General features: G+C 40.8%; 24 protein-coding genes and 1 pseudogene. 4 read left to right on the forward strand and 21 right to left on the reverse strand.

The genetic code is table 11. The annotated features are described in order from the left end of the window. Window positions 1–85 precede the first annotated feature (85 nt). From murC to rsmH, 21 genes and pseudogenes are all read right to left on the reverse strand, one after another. On the reverse strand, window positions 86–1,417 hold the full coding sequence (gene murC / locus BN1356_RS10265; RefSeq protein WP_093651292.1) for a UDP-N-acetylmuramate--L-alanine ligase: 1,332 nt from the start codon (window positions 1,415–1,417) through the stop codon (window positions 86–88). 4 nt (window positions 1,418–1,421) lie between these two features. Further along, complete coding sequence (gene zapJ / locus BN1356_RS10270) at window positions 1,422–2,102, reverse strand: divisome accessory protein ZapJ (protein WP_093651293.1); 681 nt, start codon at window positions 2,100–2,102, stop codon at window positions 1,422–1,424. A gap of 58 nt (window positions 2,103–2,160) precedes the next feature. Beyond that, complete coding sequence (locus tag BN1356_RS10275) at window positions 2,161–5,253, reverse strand: pilus expression-regulating Snf2 family helicase (RefSeq protein ID WP_093651294.1); 3,093 nt, start codon at window positions 5,251–5,253, stop codon at window positions 2,161–2,163. A gap of 107 nt (window positions 5,254–5,360) precedes the next feature. After that, window positions 5,361–6,671: a ribosome biogenesis GTPase Der gene (gene der, locus BN1356_RS10280; protein ID WP_093651295.1), complete on the reverse strand. Its 1,311-nt coding sequence runs from the start codon at window positions 6,669–6,671 to the stop codon at window positions 5,361–5,363. A gap of 20 nt (window positions 6,672–6,691) precedes the next feature. Then, the gene (locus tag BN1356_RS10285; protein ID WP_093651296.1) at window positions 6,692–7,405 is read right to left on the reverse strand and encodes an NADPH-dependent oxidoreductase; all 714 of its coding nucleotides are present in this window, start codon (window positions 7,403–7,405) and stop codon (window positions 6,692–6,694) included. Further along, the gene (dnaI, locus tag BN1356_RS10290) at window positions 7,402–8,298 is read right to left on the reverse strand and encodes a primosomal protein DnaI (protein ID WP_093651297.1); all 897 of its coding nucleotides are present in this window, start codon (window positions 8,296–8,298) and stop codon (window positions 7,402–7,404) included. The genes BN1356_RS10285 and dnaI overlap by 4 nt, the downstream gene beginning before the upstream one ends. After that, window positions 8,295–9,461 (reverse strand): replication initiation and membrane attachment family protein, encoded by a 1,167-nt coding sequence (locus BN1356_RS10295; protein WP_245620337.1) that lies wholly within the window; start codon window positions 9,459–9,461, stop codon window positions 8,295–8,297. Before BN1356_RS10295 ends, dnaI begins: the two co-directional genes overlap by 4 nt. A gap of 2 nt (window positions 9,462–9,463) precedes the next feature. Beyond that, entirely contained in the window at window positions 9,464–9,931 is a 468-nt protein-coding gene (nrdR, locus tag BN1356_RS10300) for a transcriptional regulator NrdR (RefSeq protein ID WP_093651298.1), read from the reverse strand. A gap of 171 nt (window positions 9,932–10,102) precedes the next feature. Continuing rightward, window positions 10,103–10,294: pseudogene (locus tag BN1356_RS10305) on the reverse strand (ISAs1 family transposase); the annotation flags it as partial. 175 nt (window positions 10,295–10,469) lie between these two features. Then, window positions 10,470–11,606, reverse strand: a complete 1,137-nt coding sequence (gene ltrA / locus BN1356_RS10310; protein WP_093651299.1) for a group II intron reverse transcriptase/maturase — start codon at window positions 11,604–11,606, stop codon at window positions 10,470–10,472. Window positions 11,607–12,076: 470 nt separating this feature from the next. Further along, the gene (locus BN1356_RS10320) at window positions 12,077–13,192 is read right to left on the reverse strand and encodes an AI-2E family transporter (protein WP_093651301.1); all 1,116 of its coding nucleotides are present in this window, start codon (window positions 13,190–13,192) and stop codon (window positions 12,077–12,079) included. Between the two features lie 199 nt (window positions 13,193–13,391). Further along, entirely contained in the window at window positions 13,392–14,081 is a 690-nt protein-coding gene (locus BN1356_RS10325; RefSeq protein ID WP_093651302.1) for a response regulator transcription factor, read from the reverse strand. Window positions 14,082–14,084: 3 nt separating this feature from the next. Beyond that, window positions 14,085–15,506, reverse strand: a complete 1,422-nt coding sequence (gene gndA, locus BN1356_RS10330; protein ID WP_093651303.1) for an NADP-dependent phosphogluconate dehydrogenase — start codon at window positions 15,504–15,506, stop codon at window positions 14,085–14,087. Window positions 15,507–16,077: 571 nt separating this feature from the next. After that, a complete protein-coding gene (locus BN1356_RS10335; RefSeq protein WP_093651304.1) occupies window positions 16,078–16,620 on the reverse strand; it encodes a YceD family protein in 543 nt (180 codons plus the stop codon). A 1-nt stretch (window position 16,621) separates the two neighbouring features. Next, window positions 16,622–17,539, reverse strand: coding sequence for a thioredoxin-disulfide reductase (gene trxB, locus BN1356_RS10340; protein ID WP_093651305.1), 918 nt, complete (start codon window positions 17,537–17,539; stop codon window positions 16,622–16,624). A gap of 59 nt (window positions 17,540–17,598) precedes the next feature. Beyond that, window positions 17,599–17,826: a DUF4059 family protein gene (locus BN1356_RS10345; protein WP_093651306.1), complete on the reverse strand. Its 228-nt coding sequence runs from the start codon at window positions 17,824–17,826 to the stop codon at window positions 17,599–17,601. A gap of 117 nt (window positions 17,827–17,943) precedes the next feature. After that, window positions 17,944–19,287: a DEAD/DEAH box helicase gene (locus BN1356_RS10350; RefSeq protein ID WP_093651307.1), complete on the reverse strand. Its 1,344-nt coding sequence runs from the start codon at window positions 19,285–19,287 to the stop codon at window positions 17,944–17,946. A gap of 109 nt (window positions 19,288–19,396) precedes the next feature. Then, on the reverse strand, window positions 19,397–20,395 hold the full coding sequence (mraY, locus tag BN1356_RS10355) for a phospho-N-acetylmuramoyl-pentapeptide-transferase (protein WP_093651308.1): 999 nt from the start codon (window positions 20,393–20,395) through the stop codon (window positions 19,397–19,399). 1 nt (window position 20,396) lies between these two features. Continuing rightward, a complete protein-coding gene (gene pbp2x / locus BN1356_RS10360; RefSeq protein WP_093651309.1) occupies window positions 20,397–22,655 on the reverse strand; it encodes a penicillin-binding protein PBP2X in 2,259 nt (752 codons plus the stop codon). Between the two features lies 1 nt (window position 22,656). Further along, window positions 22,657–22,980: a cell division protein FtsL gene (gene ftsL / locus BN1356_RS10365; protein ID WP_093651310.1), complete on the reverse strand. Its 324-nt coding sequence runs from the start codon at window positions 22,978–22,980 to the stop codon at window positions 22,657–22,659. A gap of 39 nt (window positions 22,981–23,019) precedes the next feature. Then, window positions 23,020–23,973 carry a 16S rRNA (cytosine(1402)-N(4))-methyltransferase RsmH gene (gene rsmH / locus BN1356_RS10370; RefSeq protein ID WP_093651311.1) on the reverse strand — a complete coding sequence of 318 codons (954 nt, stop codon included), beginning with the start codon at window positions 23,971–23,973 and terminating at the stop codon, window positions 23,020–23,022. A 154-nt stretch (window positions 23,974–24,127) separates the two neighbouring features. Between rsmH and BN1356_RS10375 the strand changes: the two genes are divergently transcribed. The 4 genes from BN1356_RS10375 to BN1356_RS10390 all read left to right on the forward strand — a co-directional run bounded on the left by BN1356_RS10375 (window position 24,128) and on the right by BN1356_RS10390 (window position 26,960). Further along, window positions 24,128–24,340: a helix-turn-helix transcriptional regulator gene (locus tag BN1356_RS10375; protein WP_093651312.1), complete on the forward strand. Its 213-nt coding sequence runs from the start codon at window positions 24,128–24,130 to the stop codon at window positions 24,338–24,340. Further along, window positions 24,330–24,866: a DUF3278 domain-containing protein gene (locus BN1356_RS10380; RefSeq protein ID WP_093651313.1), complete on the forward strand. Its 537-nt coding sequence runs from the start codon at window positions 24,330–24,332 to the stop codon at window positions 24,864–24,866. The genes BN1356_RS10375 and BN1356_RS10380 overlap by 11 nt, the downstream gene beginning before the upstream one ends. Next, entirely contained in the window at window positions 24,859–25,356 is a 498-nt protein-coding gene (locus BN1356_RS10385) for a DUF3278 domain-containing protein (protein WP_093651314.1), read from the forward strand. The genes BN1356_RS10380 and BN1356_RS10385 overlap by 8 nt, the downstream gene beginning before the upstream one ends. A 254-nt stretch (window positions 25,357–25,610) precedes the next feature. Further along, window positions 25,611–26,960 carry a TrkH family potassium uptake protein gene (locus tag BN1356_RS10390; RefSeq protein WP_093651315.1) on the forward strand — a complete coding sequence of 450 codons (1,350 nt, stop codon included), beginning with the start codon at window positions 25,611–25,613 and terminating at the stop codon, window positions 26,958–26,960. Window positions 26,961–26,995 lie beyond the last annotated feature (35 nt).

Here is a 26,995-nt window from a genome sequence, read left to right on the forward strand (position 1 = left end):
GGCCTCTTAGAGCACTTTTTCCTGAAAATTCCCTTTGGTAAAAAAAGACAAATCAGCAGACTGAATCTGCCGATTTATTTTTACATTATTGGACATTCCTAGATAGGTTGGATAGGAGTTTTTCGAAGGAATATTCATAAGATTGAATATCGCCTGCTCCCATGAAGACATATACAGCATTTTCATGATCTAAGAGTGGTGAAGTATTTTCAACAGTAACTAAACCGCCTTTTTTGCTGATTTTAGCTGCTAAATCTTCAACCTTAACTTCTCCCTTGTCCACTTCACGCGCAGAACCGTAAATTTGAGCTAGATAAACTGCATCTGCATCATTAAGCGCCTGGGCAAATTCATCCAAGAGGGCAATGGTTCGTGTAAAGGTATGAGGTTGGAAAACAGCTACAATTTCCTTACTTGGATACTTCTGACGAGCTGCATCGATTGTTGCAATAATCTCCGTTGGGTGATGAGCAAAGTCATCAATGATAACGGTCTCATTAACCACTTTCTCCGTGAAACGACGTTTTACACCAGCAAAAGTTGGGAAGTGTTCTGCTACTAAAGCCAAGTCAAAACCAGCTACATAAAGATTGGCAATAACTGCTGTCGCATTCAGGATATTGTGTTTTCCAAAGGTTGGAATTTGGAACTGACCAAGTTCTTCTTGACCGTGACGAACTTTAAATTGGGAACCTGTCGTCGATGGTTTTAAGTCATAAGCGATAAAGTCATCATTTTCTTCAAAACCATAGTAGTAAATAGGGGCATTGGCAGTAATCCGACGCAATTGCTCATCTTCTCCATAGACGAAAAGAGCTTTTTTAACCTGTTTGGCATAGTCATTAAAAGCATTGAAGACATCTTCCAAACTAGTAAAGTAGTCCGGGTGGTCAAAATCAATATTAGTAATGATGCTATACTCTGGATAATAGGGTTTGAAATGACGTTCATATTCATCAGATTCAAAGACGAAATTCTGGGCATTGGCAGAACCACGGCCTGTACCATCCCCAATCAAAAATGAAGTGTCTGTAATATGGCTCATAACATGAGCAAAGAGACCTGTAGTAGATGTCTTCCCATGGGCACCGGCAACACCAAAACTAGTGAATTGACGCATGAAATCACCAAGGAATTCGTGGTAACGCTTGTAGGTTAGACCTAATTTATCCGCATAGGCAATTTCAACATTATTATCTGGACGAAAGGCGTTACCCGCAATCAACTCCACATCTGATGTGATATTTTTCTCATCAAATGGTAAAACATCAATTCCTGCTTGCTCTAAACCACGTTGGGTGAAATAATATTTGTCGACATCACTCCCTTGAACCTTGTGGCCCATTTGATGCAACATGAGGGCAAGGGCACTCATTCCTGAACCCTTAATCCCGATAAAATGATAGGTTTTTGTCATTAGATTATACTTCCTCTTCCATATGCGTCAAATTCAATTCTTGCGCCATGCGGCGTTCCTGATTGATTTTTCGCTCAGGGTAATTATATATTTGGCTTTTTTTCAAGAAATCATAAGAATTCTTGCGCTGATTAACTTCTTTCCCACGATCTTCTTTATCGAGTGAATAAACAGCAGGCATATCTGCTAAAATATAGGTCGTTTGGCGTAAACGGTCTGCTAATTGAGTCAAGTGCTCATTACGTTTTTTAACCAAATGGGCTGTGGGTTCTGCTTTGATCACCTGACTATGTAAGGTTGGTTTTTCATCCTTAAGATAAGCTGCGGAACGTTTTTTCTTTAAATCTTCACGAGCTTGCTCCCTAGCTAATTGTCCTTGAGTCTTATGGTCTGGATGGTGGGCATCTAGGACAGCCGGTCGAATTGTTTTTTGCATTCGGTCACGCCTTGAATAGGGACTCGGCTCAGCATGAAAAAGAGGAGGCAAAAGATCTTCAGGGATATCTCTCTCCACATGACTTTCCTGTCTTCTAGGCCTTGGCTCTTCCTGCCAATCGTATTCTTTTTCTTGGTAATGACCTTTGATGTTGCTAATGAGATCTGATTCATCATAGAGGGACATCTGGGGACTTGGTTCTAAGATTGGCTCATCATCTGCAACTATTGGAAATACTGTTCTTCTCATAGGAATTCCTTTCAAGAAATTATTATAGCATATTTAGCTTATTTTAGCCTCTACTTGTTTAGGAAATCCCCAAAATCTCCCTAATTTCTTGGGCAGTCATACTTGCTCGACTCTCATTGCCATCTAGAACAGCTGTGACCAAATTTTTCTTGGTCTCCTGTAGAGCCTGAATTTTCTCTTCAATGGTTCCTCTGGTAATCAGTCGATAAAACTCAACTTTTTCCGTTTGTCCCATGCGATGGGCCCGACTGATAGCCTGAGCTTCAACAGCTGGATTCCACCAAAGATCCACTAAGATAACGGTATCTGCTCCTGTGAGATTCAATCCCACTCCTCCAGCCTTGAGGGAAATAAGGAAGACATCTCGACTCCCCGCATTAAAGGCTCGGGTCATGGTTTGCCTTTGGCCAGCTGGTGTTGAGCCGGTCAATTTGTAACTAGACAAACCTAATCTAGTCAAGTCAGACTCAATGATTTCCAACATATCCCTAAACTGAGAAAAGATTAGGACACGGTGATTGCCCTCCTTTAGTTGGACTAGGAGGTCACGAAGGCTGTCTAGTTTTCCACTATCACCTTGATAATCATCCATAAAGAGTTTGGGCGTGTCACAAATTTGCCGGAGTCTCGTTATACCAGAAAGAATTTCAATTTTGCGACGATTGATTTCCGCTAAACTGGCACCAACGATACTGGCCTGCATCTGCTGCAATTGAGCCAGATATATTGCCTTCTGGCTATCTGTCAATTCATTGAGAACATTCACCTCAATCAAATCAGGCAATTCCAGCAAGACATCCTCTTTTTTCCGGCGGAGGACAAACGGTTTTATGATACGCGCTACCTGTGAGGCTGATAATTTACTAAAGTCCACCCTATTGGGCAATAGACCGGGTAGAACAATCTGAAAAATAGACCAGATTTCAGCTAGATTATTTTCAATCGGCGTGCCCGACAGAGCAAAACAATTCCCGACCTCAAAGTCTCGTAAGTGTTGAGCAATTTTGGTCTGAGAGTTTTTCATGACTTGAGCTTCATCTAAAATCAAGTAATCGTAATGTTTATTGGCTTGATAAGTCTCAATATCTTGTCGAAAAGAGGCATAGCTGGTCACAAGTACCTGATGGTCCTTTGCTAAAATAGCATCTCTCTCTAACTTGTGGCCATAGACTACAGCAACATCCAATTGAGGGGCGAAGCGATGGAACTCTTCTTGCCAGTTATAAATCAGACTGGCAGGTGCTAAGATGAGCACGCGAGAATCTTTTTTAATTTGCTGACTGAGAAAGGCAATGGTTTGCAAAGTTTTCCCTAAGCCCATATCATCTGCTAAAATTCCACCAAAACCATATTTATCAAGCATGGATAACCACTTGACACCCTCTGTTTGATAGGTTCGCAAATCCGCTTGAAGGTTCAACTTGGAAAGTGGATACGATTCAGGATGAGCCAAATCATGAGCTAATTCTTGAAAATCTGTAGACAAGTGGACTTGATGACGATTTTCAAGAGTCTGAGCCAACTGATAGCCAGCTAATTTGTTGAGGGTCAGATGGCCACCAGACGCATGGCGAGCTCGCAAGAACTGCAAGGTCTGGCTGATTTTCTTCGTCTCTTCATCAAAAACAAGCAGATGGCCCGTTTTACTAGTAAAGTAGGCTTCTTGGTTCAAAAGGGCCTGTGTTGCTGCCTGGATCTCATCTACTGCAATACCCGAAAAATCAAAGGAGATATCCAGAAGAGAGCCTGATGTAGACACTGAGATTTGAGGAGCGTCCTCCACTAGCAAATCTTCTACTTCCTGTGCCAGAGTCAAGACTCCTAAAGTTCGCAGATTACTCAAGCCATCCGTAAAGAACTGATAGAGATCTTTTGCTTGTAAGACTTCACGTTGGGCATGGAATTTTCCTCTGAACCCCAAATTTTCAATAGTTGCAACTATTCTTTGCAGATGATGATAATTGGGTAGAAAAGGAAGCTCTTCTAAATCTTCTTGACTCTTGACTAAGATACCTGCAAAATCGAGGGTGGTTTCTAAATATAAGAGTTGATCCACTTTTGATAAATAAAAGGCAGCTTGAAAATTGTGAATTCTGAATTTCTTAGGAGCAATAACCTTGCCAAGCAATTGTAGATCTTCAAGCACCAAAGCTAACTTTTCCTGATCCTGATAATCAACCTGGATTTTTTTAAGGCCATCATCCGCAACAATAAGACTTTTTAGAGAGGCAAGTAAGGCCCTTTCTTGGCGGTTTAAATAATAAAGACTGTTGTCTATTATGAGGTAGCGACCTTGCATCAAGTCTTGAATCGGTCTTTCCTTAATGAGAAGCTCCAGCATGTGGGTATGAGCCTTTAGTTCAAAATGAAAAAGACCTAAATTTGCATCATAAGGCAATACAAAAACATTCGAGTAAACACTAACTCCGTGAGAAAATTGAAAGGAGGAGAGTCCTTGTAAAAGTTCCAATCCTTCCTCAAAATAGGCCAGTGGAAGGCGTAAACTACGGCCAAAATTGACTAAAACATCACTAGCCACTAAGTTTTTTTCTGGAATCAGCTGCCATAGAAATTCAATCAAATCTTGACTGGCTCTATCAAACTCCTCAAAGGAAAGTGGTTCGTAATAATTTTTTCCAATCTGATAGTGTCCACCATGATCCAAAATTTTTAGAAAAGCTCCAATATCACGGATAACATAGCTACGTTGATCCGGTATACGGCTGATTTTCAAGGTCCAGTCAATTTGCTTATCATAAGCTCCTAAAGAACCTTCGGCCACCAGTCGGTACTTAACTAGTTTGGGCTCTAGTGACCCCAAAATCTTATCCAAAAAGAGGCCACCAAAGTAATTGTGACGTTCTCTTTCCTCTTCTTTTTGACTCTCTTTCTGGACTTGCTCAATCATCTCCTTAACAGAAGAGTCGTTCTTGAGAAAGTACTCCGTTGCTGCTAGATGTTGGCAATAGTCTTTTTGAGAAAAAAGAGAACAAGTACAGGACAAATCCTGTCCGTCCAAATGGTAGTAAAAATCCTCTCCTGCAATTCGCAAAAAAAGTTTTTGACCGTCTACTTTTTCAAGGGATAATTGGCCTTTTTCATAATATTCAATTCCTTCTTGGCGTACACGGCCCGGCATCATTCTACTCATTTTTCAATTCATACCCTTTTCAATTCATCCTTTCATTATAGCACACTTACCAAGAAACAAAAAGAACCTCACATCAAAAAGAGAGGTTCTATTCTTTTATTTAAATTTTATTTTCTCTTACGTGCAATCAGATGAATTGGTGTCCCTTCAAAGACAAAGGCTTTTCGGATTTGGTTTTCCAAGAAACGCAGGTAGGAGAAATGCATGAGTTCTTCTTCATTGACAAAGACCACAAATGTTGGTGGCTTGGTCGCAACCTGGGTTGCATAGAAGATTTTAAGACGTCTGCCCTTATCTGTTGGTGTTGGGTTAATGGCAATGGCATCCATGATGACATCGTTCAGAACAGCTGATGGGATACGGGTATTTTGACTTTGACTGATCTGTTTGATCATGTCCGGTAACTTATGCAGGCGCTGTTTGGTCAAGGCAGATACAAAGACGATCGGTGCATAAGCCAAATATTGGAACTGGTCACGAATGTCCTCTTCCCAGTTCTTCATAGTATGGTTATCTTTTTCCAAAGTATCCCATTTGTTGACAACAATGATGATTCCTTTACCCGCTTCATGGGCAAAACCAGCAATCCGCTTGTCATATTCGCGAATGCCTTCTTCAGCATTGACGACCATGAGGACAACATCTGAGCGATCAATGGCACGCATGGCACGCATAACAGAGTATTTCTCTGTGTTTTCATAGACCTTACCAGACTTCCGCATACCTGCCGTATCAATCATGGTAAATTCTTGGCCTTCGCTGTCAGTAAAATGAGTGTCAATCGCATCTCGAGTCGTTCCAGCAACTGGGCTAGCAATGACTCGGTCCTCACCCAAAATCGCATTGATTAGACTGGACTTCCCAACATTTGGACGGCCGATAAGACTGAAGCGAATGACATCTTCGTTTTCAGGCTCTACTTCTGTCGGAAGTTTTTCGACAATGGCATCTAAGACATCACCCGTACCGATACCGTGAACAGATGAAACGGGGTAAGGATCTCCCAAGCCAAGAGCATAGAAATCATAGATTTCATTTCGCATCTCTGGATTGTCTACTTTGTTGACAGCTAAAATAACTGGTTTATGGGTCTTGTAAAGAATGCGAGCAACATATTCATCCGCATCCGTAATCCCTTCTTTTCCAGATACAACAAAAACAATGACATCTGCCTCATCCATGGCAATTTCAGCCTGATGCTTAATTTGGGTCATGAAAGGGGCGTCTACATCATCGATACCACCCGTATCAATGATAGAGAATTTACGGTTGAGCCAGTCGGCTGTTGCGTAGATGCGATCACGGGTTACGCCTTCGACATCTTCGACAATGGAAATCCGTTCTCCTGCAATTCGATTAAATAGTGTTGATTTTCCAACGTTGGGACGTCCCACGATGGCGATGGTTGGTAAAGCCATGAGGCCTCCTCTTTTCGTTTCTAAAGTAATTTATTTTTTTCGAGAACAGCCTTGGTTTCAGGTTGTTCAGTTTCTTTGAATTGGTTTACTAGACGTTCAGACCAGAGTTCTGTCTGACGAGCGCCTGCATACTCTGTTTGAATCGCATCGTGAGCTTCAATAGTGTCTACCGTCTGCTCCTTGTATTCTTCCTGAAAAACAAAAGTATCTAGGGCTAGGCGCGGTTTGACCGGGAAGTTCTGATTGGGAACACCCAAGGCAATACAGAAAACTGGATAAGTGTAATCAGGCAAGTTGAATATTTCCGCTACCGCTAGAGCCGAATGACGAATCATACCGATGAAAACTCCGCCATAACCCAAACTTTCCGCTGCCAGCATGGCATTTTGACCAGCAAGAGCAGCATCCACGGATGAAATAAGAAGATTTTCCGTACCTTTTGCATCAAAGGTCGCACTATGAAGTTCTGCTGCCTTGCTCGCTCGGTTGTGATCTCCCACAAAAAGTAAAATGGTATCAGCCTGTATAATAGCTGGCTGAGGGGTCAACTCGCAGAGAGCTCTCTTTTTCTCCTCCGACCGTACCACGATGATGGAGTAGGATTGGAAATTTTTCCAAGAGGAAGCTGCACCAGCTGCTTCTAAAATTTTTTGCAGGTCTTCATCCGGAATACTTTCATCTTTGAAACGGCGAACAGAAGAATGAGCCATCATCAGTTTAATGCTTTCATTCATCGGCGGTTGACTCCTTTCAAAAACATCTCATTGGCTAAATAGCGAATCCTTTCCATGACTCTCTTTGCCTGCCAGGTTTCGTCACCCGTTTTTCCAGATGCAAAATGACGTTCCAACTCTTTAAGTGAAAAGTTTGAGGTGAAAAATGTAGGTAAGTCTTCTTGCATACGGTACTGAAGAATGACCTGCAAAACATCATCACGGACCCAGGGACTATGTTGCTCAGCTCCAATATCATCTAATACCAAAACTTGCGACATTTTAACCGCATCAATTCTCTCTTTAACTGAACCATCTTTGATAGCATTTTTTATATCCACAACAAAGGTTGGATAATGGATCATGGTGGTAGACAATAGACAGGTCTTTGACAGTAGATTAGCGAGATAGGCCATCAGGTAACTCTTACCAATTCCGAATTGCCCATAGAGATAGATACCTTTTGGTTTCTCCTCAACCCTCTTCACAAAATCGGTAATGGCCAACATAACCTCAACACGATTCTCATCGCTGCGATCAATATCAGATACCGTAATATTGCGCAACACATTAGGCATGTTAATCAGTTGGATCCTATTTTTTATACTTTCTAGTTTGCGAATTTCTACCAATTCTTCTGTTTCTAAATAGGAAACATCTGCATAACCTTCATTCATAATGAGAACTGGTTGGTAACCTTTTGCAATGTAGGTTGAATCTCCATCCAAAAAATGTTTCCGCTCGTTAATAAACTCATAGAATTTGGAAATAGAACGGTTGATTTCATCTTGACTCAGATGGTTCTCCTTGATGAAATCAGCTACATCTTTATCCTGTAAAATACTTGCGACAAGTTCTTCATAGGACTGACCACGATGTGAATTTTTTTCTAATTTTTCTTGAACAGATTTCATGCATTCCCTCCTTTACTTTCCATTTCTTCTAACTCACGATAAAGAGCGGCTAACTTTGCTTGACCGGCTTCAGTCTGTTTGGTATCTACTTCTTCTTGACTCCAGCTTGGGACATTCGATGTTTGATTGGTATTTTCCTTTTTAGCCCCGGGTTTAGACCTATCTCGTAGGGCTTCGATCGCTGATTCAGCAGTTCTGATTTCCTTGTAAGAAAAATCATTCCCTAGCTTGAGAGCGTACTTTTCATTAAGATTAGCTGAGTCAACTTTATTAAAGGTATAGAGAACAATAATGTTGATGACTTCATTCAACAAGCCTAGATTAGCTAATTCCGTCAGACATTTCTTCTCAGAAGCAATCACTGCAGCTTTCTTACTGCTCTTGATAGCTGTCAAAAAATCTAAGGGAAGCAAGGACTTACTCTCACGAATAATGGCTTCTTCGCTTGCAGAAAACGGCCCTTTTGTTCTCTCTTGTTTCTGTTCAGAAAGAACTTTTTCCTGCATCCGTTTGAGTGAAATTTTGTGATTAACAGCCGTTTGACGAGCCACTTGATAGGCATCCATCCAAGTCCAGTTCTCTTGTTCCGCCAAATGATACAATCCAATGATGTCCGTCTCTTCATCCTGAAACAGGAGATGGTTGCGGGCCATGGTTTGCTTAAAAGCACCCAAATCAAAGCGATGGACTATATTCTTAAGAGGATCAATTTGACCATCCATTTGGAAAACTTCAGAAAAAGGCTTGGAGATATTCTTTTCTGGATTTGGCAGGTTAATCTTCATCTGCTCCACAGCTGACTCTCCGATTTTTTTGACCAAAAGAGCACGATAGAGCTCATTGTTTAAAAATTCTTGTTTTGACAGAGGTGCTTGTAATACTAAGATGAACTCCTCATCTTTTTGGTAAATGGACAGAAGTTTCATGGCAGTCAGAAGGTCAAAAGCTTGTTCTAGAGCCTGAGTACCAAAATTGAGATGGTTTAAAATTTGACTAAATCGATAGCGACCAAAACCCTGGTCATTGCTTACACAAAGGTAGTGATAGAGGGCGAAAGCCTGCAAGCCGATAATGGGCTGATAACAAGTACTCAGACTGACCGAGTCCGGCCAAATTGCTAGCTTACCCACAAAAGAATAGGTGTGGTTAGGTCTCATAATCATCTTTATTTCTTCTGACGATCACTTTTTGTGATCTGCTTGAGGAGGTTTTCGATCTCACTGACATCCTTGAAGGAACGGTAAACAGATGCAAAACGAACATAGGTAATTTCGTCTAAATCCATCAATTCTTCCATAACCAGATTACCAATGACATCACTTTCAATCTCACTGTCACTTTGAGCTCTTACTCTTTGCTCAATGCGGTTAACAACTTCATCAATTTCTGCACTGGTAACAGGACGTTTTTGTGCCGAACGAATGATGCCATTAAAGATTTTCTCACGCGAAAATTGTTCCCGCGTTCCATCTTTTTTGACCACAACGAGGGTTTTTTCTTCTAGACGCTCATAAGTTGTAAAGCGAAAATGGCAATTTTCACACTCTCTTCTGCGACGGATGGTATTGCCATCTTCGGCTTGTCGGCTGTCCACAACGCTGGATTTCAAACTATTACATTTCGGGCAACGCATCTTATCTCCCCCATTTTATCATTATCACCTCATTGTACCATAAATTGGACTAGAATGAAAGAATGCCTTCAATCGAGTCACGCCGTACGCATGAAAAGTTTCCCTTAACCTTTTTGTGCCTAGAAACGATTTTTAAGAAGGTAGAAAGTTCGTTTGATCATTAATTGGTCCCTACTTTCCAAATAACTGTGGTAAATAATCATTCAAATGGACAGAAATATAGCGTTGTTTTCTGCGATAACTGAGATCCTTCTTAGGAAATTGAATAACCTTCAAGAAATAAAGACACAATTTTCGAATGGCGTTTAGATTGAAGGCTGCTCGCTTGTCTAAGGTCTGGTTGTGGTCTTCTCGGTAAACAATAAAATCAATCATACTAGTCACCTCTATCTATAGTGTACTACTTTGATTGATTTTGTCATTATGTTTTTCGATTTCTGAAAACGAAATTTTCTTCATGCGTTTGGCGTGCAATCGAGTAGAGACTAATTCCTAGCCCCTCTCACACCACCGTGCGTGCCGTTCGGCACACGGCGGTTCAACTAACTTTTAACGCATGTCGTTCAAGATAATAATCTAGGCATGAAACCAGTCCACGTTTAGCGAGGACTGGTTTTGATATAGCTCGTTTTAGAATTGACTTTTGTGCCACTAATTGATAGTGGTCACCCCAGCCAGATACCTTATCAGCTATCCATTTGGGAGTCCCTAGTTTAAGTAGTCCCCAAAGTCGCCTTGACTTCTTCTTCCATTGTTTCCAAATAATAACTCTAATTCGTGTCCTCAATCGTTTATCAATTTCTCCCATGACTGACTTCATGTTAGTCAATGCGAAGTAGTTTATCCATCCGCGAATAAGCCAGTTGAGTTTCTCAATACGGCTACCCAAGTCAGTGCTCCATTTGCGTGTTGTGAGCTTCCTAAGTTTCCTCTTGAAACTCTGGATACTCTCTTGATGTGGACGACTTTTCCAACCTTCAGCTGATTTCCAGAATCCGAATCCAAGGTACTTCAGTTGACTCGGTCTGGTAATCTTAGTCTTGGTCATATTGACTTTCAATCCCAGTCGCTTCTCAATGAATCGGCTAACTGAATACATGATACGTTTGGCAGATACTTCGCTCCCAACTGTGATGACACAGTCATCTGCGTACCGGACGAAACGAAGCCCTCGATTTTCCAATTCCTTGTCCAGCTCATTGAGCGTGATATTGGACAGGAGGGGAGATAGATTCCCACCTTGTGGTGTTCCCACCAGCGTTTTATGGCGCTGTCCATTGATAACTACACCCGAATGAAGATACCTACGAATCAGAGACTCTGTATCTCCATCTTGGATAATGTTATGGACAAGAGACATCAATCTATCTTGGGGAACTGTGTCGAAGAATTTCTCAAGGTCAATGTCCACAATCCACTCATAGCCATCATTAAGGTATTCTAGTAACTTGATGATGGCTTTTTCGCATGACCGTTTCGGTCTAAACCCATAGCTCGTTTCGGAGAAATGAGGTTCACACAGAGGGCTGATAACTTGGACGATGGCCTGTTGAATCATTCTGTCCATTACTGTTGGGATGCCATCAATTCCAGCTGAACCCTTGTTGACTTTCACTTGATTGTAGGCTTCCACCATGTTGGAGCGAGATAGAATAGTATCTAGTAACTGTGACATGTGCGTATTCCTTTCTTGTTTCGGTGTCTGAGGGACATCTTATATTGGTGAACCTTCCTCTAGTCAATACATGACCGCATCCAGTTCTATCAGACCGCTAGTTTTACAGACACAAGTGAAGTAGGATTACTTCGGTTAATTGTTAAGCCCTTCGCTCCACTTCAATTACTCTCGTGATTTACGCATATAGGTTACGACTACCTGTTTGGACTTTAGAGTTTTCAGCCCCCTCATCCGCTATATACGCCTTAATATCATGTTTCTGTTCGTAGAGCCACGATTTCGCTATCCCTTCCTCTCCCCGCTACCTCGCGATAGTCAGGCTTGGGAGTCGCTATTGGGTTCACCGGTAGCGGGTGCCCACGGAGGACTTGCACCTCAGATGTACGACATGCCCGTCGTACTGAAAAGAAAGACTGGAAAAACCAGACTTTTCTCATTTTTTCTTTTTCAATCTGACTTCTTCATTCTCACTCTATATCAACTTGGATAGATTTCTCGTCCAAGCGACGGTAAGTCCACTCTCTGACCAAGCGATAAATGACTGCAAAAATTGGTGTAAAAAAGACCATTCCCAAAAGCCCAAAGAGGTTCCCGCCTATAAGAGCAGCTGCCAGAGTGAAAAGAATAGGCAAACCAACCGATTGTCCCACTACACGAGGATAGATGATATTTCCTTCAATCAACTGAAGGACTTGAAATAAGACAATAGAACCTAGTCCTTGAAGAGGACTTTGTACGGAAATAAAAAGAGCACTAATAAGACAGGCCGCCAAGGGACCAATATAAGGGACAAACGAAAGAACACCCGCTAGAATCCCAGCCATAGCTCCGAAGGGAAGACCAAAAAGACTGTAGGAAACAAAGATAAGCATACCGATGATGACAGCCTCTACAATTTGGCTCATTAAAAACTTATCATATGTATCTAGTATAACTTCACCAACATAAGTAACATTTTTGACAAACTTTTCAGGAAAGAGAGCATAGAGAAATTTCAGAGTCATGCTTTGCAAATGTTCCTTACTAGTAAGAATTGCTAATGTAAAGAAAAATGCCATGATAACTGTTAGAGCATTGGAGAAAATTCCTCCAACATTAGTTACTAAACCGGAGAGAAAACCCGTTGCATAAGAGGAAAGATTGCTCCAATCTGTAAAACGGGAAATATAATCTGTAATCTGTTCAGACCATTTATCAGATAAGAAACCACTATCATGAAGACTATCCAGTAACTTAGGCACTGCTTCATTTGCAACTGTTACAATTTGCGAAATGGTCGTGCTTAAAGTTGGTAAGATAATCATGACCACCCCTGTCACAATGAGGAAAAAGCCGACCAAGACTCCAGCTAGGGACAAAGAGCGTTTCATTTTCTCTAAGAAATGAACTTTAGCAATCAACTCCTCTAGTTTTTTCATAGGTACATTAAGAACAAAAGCTAAAATTGCACCGATGAAAAGCGAATTCATAGAAGCTAACAGAATCTCAACGAGGCCATAAATATCGTTAAAATTCAAAACTACTAATAATACAAAAGCTGCAAAAGCAATCAAAAACATTTTTTCTTTCATGGCATTTTTCATATATTTTCCCTTTCATAAACTAGCTTACTATCTTAGTATACCTTATCTATCAGCAAAAGTCTTAAAACAAAACTAGAATAAAATTAGAAAAAGTTGAGAAAGATAGTTCATCCAAGATTGCCATTCAACTTTTTCTAACTGCTCAAGCCATAAAAGTAAAAAGCCTGGGTATTCACAAGTCCCAGACTTTTTACTTTTATTAATCTCGCATAGCGTAACCTATCCCACGGACTGTACGGATATAGGACTCTTGACCAGGCACATCCAATTTACCCCTTAGGTAGCGGATATAAACATCTACAACATTCGTTTCCGTCGCAGATTCATATTTCCAAACTCGCTCCAAGAGTTGTTCACGAGTCATGGTTTCTTGACTTTCCATCAAGTTGGCAAGAAGATCATATTCTCGCCGAGTCAAAGCAACTAACTCCTGACCACGGTGAACCGTTCGATTTTGAAAATCAATTTTCAAATCACGATAAGCTGCATGAAGTTTTACTTGCTGACAGTTTTCATCAATGAAATCACGTCCACGAAAAATGGTATTGACCTGCTCAACCAAATCAGAAATAACAAAAGGCTTGATGGTATAGAAAACAGCATATTTTTCAATTTCTTGACCATATTTTTTAGCCTCATCACTTTCAACGACAACAATCATAACAACTGCTGGTTTGAAACGATGAAGATCTTTTGCCAAATCCGTGCTAGTCATATCAGCCAATTGATAACTGACAAGTAGTAAATCGAAATCTGTTTCCTGAGCTAGAGAAAGTGCTTCTTGTCCATTGGAGGCATAATCAACAAGATAGTCATATTTCTGCAATTCCATAGAAACAAAGTGCGATAAATTACGCTCTTTCCCTGCTATTAAAATCTTTTTAGCCATAGCTTATTTTTCGTCATACCATGAATAATGGAATGTACCTTCTTTGTCTTTACGTTGGTATGTATGAGCACCGAAGTAGTCACGTTGCGCTTGAATCAAATTGGCTGGGAGATCTGCTGAACGGTAGCTGTCATAGTAGGTGATGGCCGCTGAGAAGGTTGGTGCAGGAACACCGGCTTGAACGGCAATGGTTACGATATCACGAACCGCTTGTTGGTATTTGGTTGTTACATCCAAGAAGTACTCATCAAGAAGTAAGTTCGCTAAGTCAGCTTCGCGGTTATAAGCATCCGTAATCTTTTGTAAGAACTGTGAACGGATGATACAGCCATCACGCCAGATGGAAGCGATGTCTGCAAACGGTAAGTTCCAGTTGTTTTCTTTTGAAGCCACACGCAATTGAGCAAAACCTTGTGCATATGAAATAATTTTTGAGAAATAAAGGGCCTGACGGATTTTTTCAATCAATTCCGCTTTATCGCCTTCATATTTGTAGTCTACACCAGGTAAGATCTTGCTGGCATGCACACGTTCTTCTTTATAAGTGGAGATATAACGAGCAAATACAGACTCTGTAATGAGGGACAATGGCACACCCAAATCAAGGGCATTTTGACTGGTCCATTTACCAGTCCCCTTGTTACCGGCAGCATCCAAGATGTAGTCTACGATTGGACCATCTTGACCTTCATCGTCTTTACGCGTCAAGATATCCGCTGTAATTTGGATGAGGTAGCTATCCAATTCACCCGCATTCCATTCTGTGAAGATTTCAGCCATTTCAGCAGCATCCAAACCAAGAAGATTTTGCATCAAATCGTAAGACTCCGCAATCAATTGCATATCCCCGTACTCGATACCATTGTGAACCATTTTCACGTAGTGACCTGCTCCATCTGGACCGATATAAGTGACACATGGCTTGCCATCCTGAGGAGCTTTAGCTGAAATCTCTTCCAAAACATCCGCAACCAAGTCATAGGCCTCTTTTTGCCCACCAGGCATGATAGAGGGCCCTTCAAGGGCTCCTTTTTCACCACCAGACACACCTGTACCGATGAAGTTAATCCCTGAATTAGCCAACTCTTTTGAACGACGGATCGTATCTTCAAAATAAGTGTTCCCGCCGTCAATTAAGATATCGCCTTTATCCAAATGCGGCAAAAGCGCTTGGATAGTAGCATCTGTACCAGGTCCTGCTTGCACCATCAACATAATACGACGAGGTGTTTGAATGGATTTGACAAAACTTTCTACATCGTAGCTTGGTACCAAGTTTTTACTTGGGTTGCTTGCAACAACATCTTCTGTCTTGTCTGCTGAACGGTTATAAATAGCTACCGTATAGCCACGTGATTCTACGTTAAGGGCAAGGTTACGACCCATAACGGCCATACCAACAACACCAAAATTAGCTTGAGTCATGATTTTTCTCCTAAAAATAAGATACAAAGGCGTTAGCGATTCACAGCAAATTAGAAAAGTCGACGAAGATGCAAGGCATCTAGGAAAGCTTTATCTATTTGCAAAGAGTCGTAGCCGTGTTCAGTTAAAAAATAAGATACAAAGACCGTAAGGAGTAGAGCAAAAATAGGAATTTTGACGAAGAGCAGAAAAAGCTCTAGAAGAAATTATCTTTTTTGCACAACTCCTAGGTCGTGTTCAATTAAGTAAGATACAAAGGCGTTAGCGATTCACAGCAAATTAGAAAAGTTGACGAAGATGCAAAGCATCTAGGAAAGCTTTGTCTATTTGCAAAGAGTCGTAGCCGTGTTCAATTAAAAAAATAAGATACAAAGACCGTAAGGAGTAGAGCAAAAATAGGAATTTTGACGAAGAGCAGAAAAAGCTCTAGAAGAAATTATCTTTTTTGCACAACTCCTAGGTCGTGTTCAATTAAAACAAGAAAGAAATCGTAGCAATCCCTTACTCTTTCCTACTCGTATCTACCTCATTATACACGGTATAATAAGATTTTGCAAATTTTCTGTCAATTTCATTCTTGGTCAAATAGCCCAGTTAATTGAGCAAAAGGTGAATTTGCTTCTTTCTCCTCTTGCATTTGGGCTTGGAAATCTTCTTCTGTCATGACGGTCCAGTTTTCACCAGATGGCATATTTTGTCCTGCTGCTTCTTCTGGAGTGAGTACCTTAGCAGGCAAATTGAGAAGGATATTATCCGCTATGCTATCCTCCAAAACGATACTATCTCCTTCGATGATGAGAACTAAATCCTCATCTATCAAGTCTTTTTCCTTAAGGAGGGCTTGGTTTTCCACAAAGAGTTCCATGACCGGATAGGATTCTGCCCATTGAACTGGGGTCATTGAACGACTGGAGGCCATACTTATCTGATAAGAGAGTTGATAATTTAAGAAATAAAAACCGGCCTCAAAGCGAATTTCGCCAACGACATCTACAGGAGATAAATCCAAAATTTCTGCATTTCGTTCCATTAGTTCAGCTTTTAAGTCTAAACTTTCCTCGAAATGAAGACCTTCAGGATTTTTCTTTAGATCATAAATATGAAATTGTGTCATCCTATCCCTCCAACTCGGTAATATAGTGATAAGCTTGTTGACCAGCGGTTGCTCCATCACCCACTGCTGTCGTAATTTGACGAAGTTGTTTTTGACGAATATCACCAATCGCAAAGATACCAGGCTGACTGGTTTCCATCGCTTCATTTGTCACAATCCAACCTTGTTCATCTGTGATACCAAGTTGTACAACAGATTGGGACATTGGATCTAATCCAACATAGATGAAGACTCCACCAAAAGCCTGCTCTGAAATCTCGCCTGTCTTGACATTTTTAATCTCTACAGTCTGAACCTTACGCTCATCCCCTTTGATTTCTGTTACAACCGAGTCCCAGATAAACTTAATTTTTTCATTAGCAAAAGCTCTATCTTGGATAATTTTCTGAGCACGCAACTCATCGCGACGGTGAACAATAGTTACAGTTTTAGCAAATTGAGTCAAGAAAATAGCTTCCTCAACTGCCGAGTCACCACCACCAACCACTAGCAGATCCTGGCCGCGGAAAAAAGCTCCATCACAAACCGCACAGTAGGAAACACCACGACTGTTGTACTCGGCTTCACCTGGCACTTCCAGTGGACGGTGTTGAGCACCCATAGCAAGGATGAGAGATTTTGTTTCAAAAACCTCTTCTTCCGTGATGACTTTTTTAATTCGACCATCCACTTGGACATCCACTGCTTGGCCAAAAAGGTGTTCAACACCAAATTTTTCCAATGGTTGGTACATTTTTTCGGCCAAATCAGGACCCGAAATCAATTCATATCCTGGATAATTTTCAATATCAGCTGTGTTGTTCATCTGGCCACCGTAAATTCCGCCTTCCAAAAGCCCAACTTTGAGGTTACTGCGGGCTGCATAGAGAGCCGCTGTCATACCAGCTGGACCAGAGCCAACAATGAGTGTATCGTACATTCTATTTTTCTCCCTCGAATAGTAACCAGTCGTACTGGTTTATATTTTTACAAAAAACGCTACCATGCTTTCACCATCAAGAGGATACCAATGATTCCAAAGGCAAAAATGGGAATGGTCATAACATTGATAATGAGCAGGTCATATAAAAAATCTTTTCTTTCATCAAGCGTCCTATCTAGACCCTTGCTGGCTCTAAAGACAAACCATATCAAGCTTGTCATAACTATTGCAATAGCTGAAAAGAGAAGACTTTGAAGATAGAGGCTTAGTATGGTCTGTAACATCTGACTTCCTAATTTCTAGTTCAGTCTATCTACAAAATAATAGATAGAGTCGCATTTGTTTTTAGTGTGAAAAGAGAGGAAAAGAATTCAATTTCCCCTCCTACTTTTCTTGAAGCTTTAAAAATCTTGGCGTTTGGCTTTGCGTTCCGCACGCCCCTTAGCTCTGTTTTCAACTCGTTTGGTCATGCGGCGTTTTTCGTCAACAGCCCACTTAATTTTTTTCTTGTAACCAGGCTTAATTTTTTTCTTTTTCTTCTTGACCAAACCAATCATTTCCAAATCCAATTTTTCATGGGACTTTTCCCGATTGACACGACGATCACGGTCATAAGTATCCTTAAACTCTCCATTTTTCATTTCTTTCGGAAGAAACTTAATGTTGAGTTTTTCCAACTCACGAATGTCTGCATCATCGCTAGGTTGGTACAGAGTGATAGCTGTCCCACCCAAACCATTACGTCCTGTTCGACCAACACGGTGAACAAAGAAGGAAAGATCCTGTGGAATAGCATCATTGATGACATGGCTAACACCTTCAATATCAATGCCACGCGCAGCCAAATCCGTTGCCACAATGTATTCGAAGTCCAAGTTTTTAACCTGATTCATGATGCGTTTGCGTTCCCGCGGTGGAATATCCCCATGAATCTTGGCAACTCGCAAACCGTTTGCAGTCAAGTAAGAATGCAACTCATCTGCACGCGTTTTAGTATTGACAAAAATCATGGCCAAGTAAGGTTGCATGAGCTTGGTCATCTCTAAAATTTGTGCATTTTTATCGCGACCTTTGGTCGAAATCAACCAATTTTCAATGGTATCTGAAATAACGGTCTGTGTCTTGATTTGCTCGATGATAGGGTTAGTCAGGTATTTCTTCAAAAATGGCTGTAACTTTTGCGGAATGGTTGCAGAGAAAACCATAAATTGAAGATTTTTTGGTAAGCTTGAGGCAATGCGATCCACTGTTTCTAAGAATCCCATGTCCAAGGTCATGTCCGCCTCATCAATTACAAAAATGCCAGCTTTATGAATGGCCAAGTCTCCTGATTTAACCAAATCATAAATACGTCCTGGTGTCCCAATCACAATGTGAGGTTGCTTAGACTGAAGTTTATCGATTTGGCGAGCTTTATCGGTCCCACCTACATAGTTGGCAAGGCGAATCTCTACTTCCGAATGCTCTGCTATTTGACGAGCTGCTTGATAAATTTGTGTTGCTAATTCACGAGATGGTGCGGTAATGACCGCCTGAACCTGATCTGAACTTTCATTCAACTTCTGAAAAATTGGTATCAAGAAGGTATGAGTCTTGCCCGAACCAGTCTTTGATTCACCTACCAGATCGCGACCTGAAAGAACAATGGGAATCAATTTTTCCTGAACCTCTGTAGCCCTTACAAAGTTAATATCTGCCAAGGCTTTCTGAATAAATTCTTTTAGGGTAAATTCTGTAAATTTCATAGTTTCCTCTTTTTTCTAGTACATTCCATTATAACAAAAAATGATAAACAATGCTCCTCCTGCACTTCATTTCTCATCTAAAAAGACAGCAATTTCTTGCTGCCCTATTTTATAGGTAGAGAGAAGCCAAGACTAGGCAGGACATGATCAAACCAAGTCCCCAGAGAAAAGCATCCACGCGCCATTCGCTCCAGTTTTTGCCATTACCAGACAAGCCACCCAATTCCAAATGATGATGGAAAGGAGTCATACGAAAAATACGACGACCCTCTCCCAATTTTTTCTTGGTATAGCGGAAATAAGAAACCTGTAACAGAACAGATGTCGTCTCCAATACATAAACTAATCCAATGAAGAGGAGAGTCCATTCCTGATGAAGAGCAATCGAGATAGTAGCTAACATGCCACCAAGAGCAAGAGAACCCACATCTCCCATAAAAATCTTGGCAGGTTTTCGATTGTAGACAAAGAAACCAAGAAGGCCACCAATCATGGTCACGCAAACCAGAAGAATATCAAACTGATTCTGCACAGCAGCGATGATTGAATAGGCTACTAAGCTGATTGCCACTGAAATAGATGCCAACCCATCAATGCCATCTGTCAGATTGACTGCATTGGAAAAACCAACCAACCAAAAGAGAACAAAGAAAATATACGCAAATCCGAGATGAACCTCGAAGCCGAAAACATTTAGATTACCATTACCCGTTGACTCGGCATGGACAAAGTAAAAAACTAGTCCGCCTACAATTTGTAAAAGCATTTTTTGTCTGGGATTGAGACCTTCATTAATCTTTCGAAAAATTTTCAAGAAATCATCTAAAAATCCAACCGCTCCGTAGAGGGCTAAAATAAAGAGAATCCCCAATATACCAGCAGACAATTGGTCCAAAAGAAGGGCCGAAATGAAGCTGACCACTATCGAAACAAGTAGAAAAACTGTCCCCCCCATTGTCGGAGTCCCAGCCTTAAACTGATGTTGTTTGACATCTTCATGCATTTGTTGGCCTTCAATTCGCTTGGCCTGATAGAATTTAATAAAAACTGGAATCAACAGAACTGTTCCGATAAAGGAAACAGCTCCTGCTAGAATAGCAGATTGCATCTTATTCTCCTAGTGTAATTGTAATTTTTTTTGTCTCTTTCAGACTAGTTCCCATGGCAATGCTTTGGTCAACAACCTTGTTCCCATCACCATCCATTTCAATCTCTATATTGGTCCAATCCGCAAATTTTTCAAGGTTGGATTTGGTCCAACCATACATATCCGGAACTTCTTCAAAACTATCCGTCAATAGTAAGATTTGCTGATTTGCCCGTACATTAGAACCTATTTCTCTAGAAACTTTTTTAATTTTTGAACCATTTCCAAGTATAACAGGCTGGACCAAGTTGCGTCGCAGTTCATCTGCTATCAGACCTGGATTTTCATCCATAATATTCGGAAGTTTGTATTCTGTCTCAGCGGTCACATTTGCCAAGACTGGAGATACGCCCGTCAGATTTAAACTATCCTTAAGAACCATCGCTTCTTTTAATACAGGATTGACAATATCTTGCCAGGCAAGAAAACTCCATTCTTGAGGTTGTTGAACGGTTACATACATGATAAATTCAGGATCTTCAGCAGGAATCATGGCTACTACTGAGTTGATGGTGTCGTTGGCACCCTCCATATAGCCACCCCCATCTTCAGGTGCTTTAGCAATTTCAGCTGTCCCAGATTTGACTGCCACATTGTAGCCATCTACTTGAATAACTGGTCCACTATCTTTTGAATAGAGAGTTCCATATCGAGGATCCGTTCCAACTGTTACCATATAGTTTAAGGTCTGGTCAGCTGCGTCCGCAGAAACAGGTTTCCCCATAATTTCCGGTTGAGAGACACGAGCTGATTCTGTATTGGCATCGTAAATTCCAGAGATAAATTTGGGTTGCAACATAACTCCGTGATTTCCAATAGCTGTGAAAGATCGCAACATCTGGGTATTGGTTACCGAAATACCTTGGCCGAAGGAAGACATGGCAATGGTCACAATATTATCAGCAGGGAAAATCCCACCCGTCTCACTATTCATTCCAAAACGCGTTGGATAGCCGAAGCGGAACTTACTGAGATAACTAAGCCATTTGGCATCGCCCATTCGTTGCTCCAACATGGTCATACCGACGTTACTGGATAGGGCAAAACCATTCGCAAAAGTCAAGGTTTCAGGGTCTCGACCAGCATTGACTGTCCAGTCGTTAATTTTAGCATCTGCTAATTGATAGGTATTATTGGTGTAATACTCATTGGGATTGAAAGTCTTGTTATCAATGGCAGCTGCCAGTGTCATAACTTTCATGGTTGAACCTGGCTCAAAGTGACCTTGATAAAGAGTGGCCTGCCAATCCATTTCCTTGTTGATACCCTCTTTGGTATCTGGATCAAAAGTTGGCCTTTGTGTTGTTGCTAGAATTTCTCCAGTTTTGGCAGAAATAAGGGTAGCATTAGCGTAAACACCCTTTGTTTTCTGAGAATAAAAGACTTCCATATTATTTTCCAAAGAACGCTGCAAATCGGCCGACAGGGTGGTATAAACATCCTTGCCATCAACCGGTTCCGTTTGAATAGTCTCTGTTCCTGGAATAATCCGCCCATAACTATCTTTTTCGTAAATAATTTTTCCATCTTGACCCGATAAAATCGAGTTTAGAGCTGCTTCCACTCCCGTATTCCCATGCAGACTTTGACTACCATCGTCATTATCCTTTAGCTGAGCTAGACCGATAAAATGACTAGCAAAAATACCGTTTGTATAGAGGCGCCCCGGGCTAGTTGAAAAGGAAATCCCTTTAATATTGGCGGCTTTAGCAGCTTCTGAAATAGCTGACATCGTTCCATAGGTAATGTTTTTACCACGTACACCAAAATAGGTTTGGTTGACATTTGGCATTCTAAGTTGATTGAGAACATAGTCTTTTTCCATGCCTAAAAACTCATGGAAGATATCTGCTACCTTGTCAAATTGACTCTCCTCAACATAGAGAATCTCTTTTTGCGCGGATAGATATTCCTTATCAATAATAGCGTAAACGGTGTATGTAGTCGAGTCTTGAGCGATAGGATAGCCTGTTCGATCATAAATCGTTCCACGTTTGGCCTGAACTGTCACCTCTTGTTGATAGACTCGCTTTGCGGCCTCCGATAAATTAACACCAAATTTTCTATCTGTTCCAATAATGATGGCAAAGTTGATAAGAAAAATAAAGAAGATAAAGACACTAAGCAAAATCAGGCTCTGCCCTACTCTTCTACGATTCTGGCTCGGTATGGCACGATTTTTCAAGACATATCTTAAAAATTGTTTCTTTTTTCCGGGCATGTTATTCTGCTACTCCAATATTGTTATTGTTAAAGGTCAAACCCTCTTTTTCAGCAATTTCAAGAAGACGAGCCTTTCGAGCCAAATCATTGACCGCTTGTTTGGCATCTTCAATTTCTAGTAACTTGACACTAATTTCCTGATTTGTTGCAGCCATATCTGATTGTACTTGCAAGAGCTTGGTCTGCATAAAAACAATCCCTATGGCCAAAATCAAACCTGAGATAACAATACTACCATAAAAAGCCTTTTCCACTCGTGTAAAGGTCTTAATTTTATCTTCAATGACCCGCATGGTCAAATCTCTCTGTTTATCTTCTAGCATGTCTTAACTTTCTATATTTAGGGAACATTCCCCCTCTAATTAGGATTGGTGGACTTTTTTAGCAACGCGCAACTTGGCAGAATGTGCTCGATTGTTGGCTAATAATTCTTCCTGACTTGGTAAGATAGGTTTGCGATTGACTAACTCCAAAGGTGCTTTCATATCATCAGGAATAAAGGGCAAACCCTTTGGTACATAAACGGTGCTAGCTTCCTTGAAGACTTGCTTGGTCAGTCGATCTTCCAATGAATGAAAAGTAATGACAGAGATGCGACCGCCTATGGCCAACAAATCAATGGCTTGCTCAATTGATTCATCCGCAGCACCTAGTTCATCATTCACTTCAATTCGAATCGCTTGGAAAATCTGCTTGGCCGGATGGCCTTTTTTCTTGAGTTCCTTAGCAGGTTTTGCTGACTTGATAATTTCTGCTAGTTCTGTTGTGGTTTCAATAGGTTTGATTTGACGGACCTGCTCGATCTTTCGAGCAATTTGTTTCGAAAACTTATCTTCCCCATATTTGAAGAAAATCCGCACCAAATCATGAAAATCGTAAGTATTGACCACATCATAAGCCGTTAGACTAGCCTCTTGGTTCATCCGCATATCCAGGGCCGCATCTTGCTTATAAGAAAAACCACGTTCCCGCTCATCTAATTGAGGACTGGACACGCCCAAATCATAGAGGATACCGTCAATCTTGTCAACGCCCAGCGCTTCTAAGTTGGACTTAAGATGACGGAAATTATCTTTTATGAAGGTGACCATTCCTCTTTCAATATAGTCCTTGAGACGAATCTGGGCATTATCAATGGCCTTTTGATCCTGGTCAAAACAATATAAATGGCCTTCCTCGCTCAACTTAGAAAGTAAATAAGAGGAATGCCCCGCACCACCCAAGGTAGCATCTACATAAATTCCGTTTGGTTTTACATCTAATAAATCAACTGTCTCATGCAAGAGAACCGTTGTATGATTAAATTCATTTGTCATATCTTCTTATTATACCATATTGTCCAAAATCAAGCTTAAAATCGATCAGGGAAAATATTTTCTAGAAATATGTCATATATAATTGACATATTTCTAGTTTTATTTTATATTAAAGATGTAAAATATATACGACACCCTCCAGGAAGATTTGCAAATGAACCAAGTAAAAGAATTTCGACAGCAGTCTGGAAAGTCTCAACTAGCTCTAGCCAAGGAAATCGGCGTTTCCAGACAAACCATCAATATGATAGAAAATGATAAATACAATCCTTCGTTGGATCTGTGTATCAATCTAGCTCTTGCTCTCAATACAGATTTGAATAGCCTATTTTGGAATAAAAAAAAGGAGAATCACTATGAAGCTTAAAAAATGTTACCAACACTATCTCAAAACCTTTTATGGCGTGACCGGGCCATTTGACGAATACAAACAAGCCATCATTGGTAAGATAGCCATGATGTTTTTCCCTCCCTTCTTCCTCGGTAATGGACTAATCGTTGCAGTTAGCCTCATCTTTGGCTATCGTTATCCGGAAACTACTGCTTGGGTCGCTCCTCTATCTATCTTTTTATACAGTTTCATCCTCTACTCTATTTTGCACCATCAGTTGAGAAAAGCTGGCGTTTACGACTTCGACTTGGAAGAATTATCTACCGAACAGGTCACAAAAGTCCGTCACTCCCCTTTCAAATTTGTCCTCATCTGGTCCATCTTTATGTTTATCTGGTCTCTCTTTAGCCAGACTGTCCTAGACGAAGTGACCTTGATGACAGCCCTCACTAATCCACGCACTTATATCGGTCTTCTTATTGGAGCTGGTTTTATCTTGATTGTCTATATTGTCCTAATCTACTATGGATTAAAACAGAAAGAGAACGAATCTCATGAATAAAGAATCTTTTACAGATAAACTCTTGAAACGATTTTACGGTATTACCGGTCCCTTGGATGAATACCGTCGCCAACAGATTGACCGCGTAGGAAACATCTGTTACGTATGGTTGACAACTATTTTAATTTTTGGAAACTTAGTGGCTTATATTCTTGGCCAAAAACACCCTGAGATTGTAGCAACAATTTATCCTTTGGCCCTCACCTTTATCGGATTGCTTCTTTATTTCATCGTCGCCGCCAACCAAGGTTTTGATGTGGTTCAAGCAATTGATGTGGAGGAATTAGATGAGAAAGAGAAAAAACAATTGCAACATGTTGGACTGAAATCTGGTCTTTTATTTGGAATAAGCATGTGGCTCTTTGGTCCATTGCTCCTTCAACTATCTTATCCAGCTGGATTATTTGCCATTAAGACCATTCTTTTTGGGGTATTCAATGGCTTAATGTTCGGAGTTTGTATACAGGTTGTGAATAAAGCTCGCCAATAAAACACATTCATGTTGGAGGCTGGACAGGAGGGTGCCATCTTCTCTTTATCTGCCTTATCCTTCTGATTTGCTCCGCTTTTCCCTTAATAGCCAGGTCATTTTATCTAGCTATCAAACACCAGAAAAAGAAGCCCATAAATAAGGTATTTTGCCCAGATACACATATCAATCACTAGGGAGGGTTAACTTTCCCTTTCTTTTTTGCTAAAATGTGTTACAATATCTTCATATTTCATTAGAGAAAAGAGAGGCTTATGTCTTTTTTTAGGATTTCATTAACCCCTACCGAGCGAATCATCGTCAGTTTTGCTGCTGTTATTCTTACAGGATCGATTTTATTGAGTCTTCCTATTTCACAGCTAGCCAACTCCCAAGCAAGCTACTGGGATAACCTCTTTACGGCTGTTTCTATGGTTTGTGTGACAGGCCTCTTTACCCAACCGGTTGCAAGTAGCTTCACTGCTTTCGGTCAGATTATTTGTATGATTCTCATGCAAATCGGTGGGCTCAGCCTTCTTAGCTTTATCGGAATGATCGCCCTTCAGGCCAAACGCAAATTGAGTTTTATCAACCTTACGACCTTGCAAGAAAGTTTTAGTCGCGATGATACCAAAGACTTTCACGGTTTTATTCTCTCTGTCTTTCGCTTTACCTTTGCTATCGAAGGCATGGGGGCACTGCTCTTGGCTATCTATTTTGTTCCAAAATTTGGTTGGGCAAAAGGGGTCTTTACCTCTATCTTCTTAGCTATTTCAGCTTTTTGTAACGCAGGTTTTGACAATATGGGCGCTAGTAGTTTAGTTTATTTTGTTAAAAATCCTTATATTAATCTTATCATCGCCAGTCTGATTATCATGGGCGGACTTGGTTTCTCAGTCTGGTTTGATTTACAGACACAGGTTAAAAAGAAAAATCATGTTCGTAAATTCAGTTTCCATACTAAAGTCGTTCTAGGATTAACCGCAACTATCTTGGCTTTAGGAACTCTTTTGACCCTGATGACAGAGTACAACAATCCGAACACAATTGGAACTTTCTCTCTTGGTCATAAAGTTCTTGCCAGTTTTTTCCAAACGGTGACTATGAGAACAGCTGGTTTTGCGACTATCGATTATACTCAAGCTAGACCCATCAGTCTCTTACTCTATGCCTTTCAAATGATGCTTGGGGGTGCCCCTGGTGGTACAGCTGGTGGTATTAAAATCACTGCTTTTTTGGTCCTCTTGGTCTACGCTCGCAGTGAAGTCCTGGGACTTCCTTACACCAATTTCAAACACAGAACCATCGATACCTTGACCATCCGTAAAGCCATTGCTGTCTTTATTGTCTTTTTGTCCACCTTCCTTTTAGGCCTCTTTAGTATCTCTGTTACCGACTCTGACAAACCACTTCTCTTCCTTATTTTTGAGGTGATGTCCGCTCTTGCAACCGTTGGTGTGACAGCTAATCTAACGCCAAGCCTGACACAAGCTGGCCAATTCATTATCATGGCTCTTATGTTCTTTGGCAGAATTGGTCCCATGTCCATTCTCATGAGTTTATCCTCTAAAAGGGCTAGTAAAACTGCCAACCTCCAATACGCTAAATCCTCTTTGATTGTTTAGTCAAAAAAAGCAGGTAATCCTCTGGGAATTCTTTC

The sequence above is a fragment of the Streptococcus varani genome, from assembly GCF_001375655.1.
GTDB lineage: Bacteria > Bacillota > Bacilli > Lactobacillales > Streptococcaceae > Streptococcus > Streptococcus varani.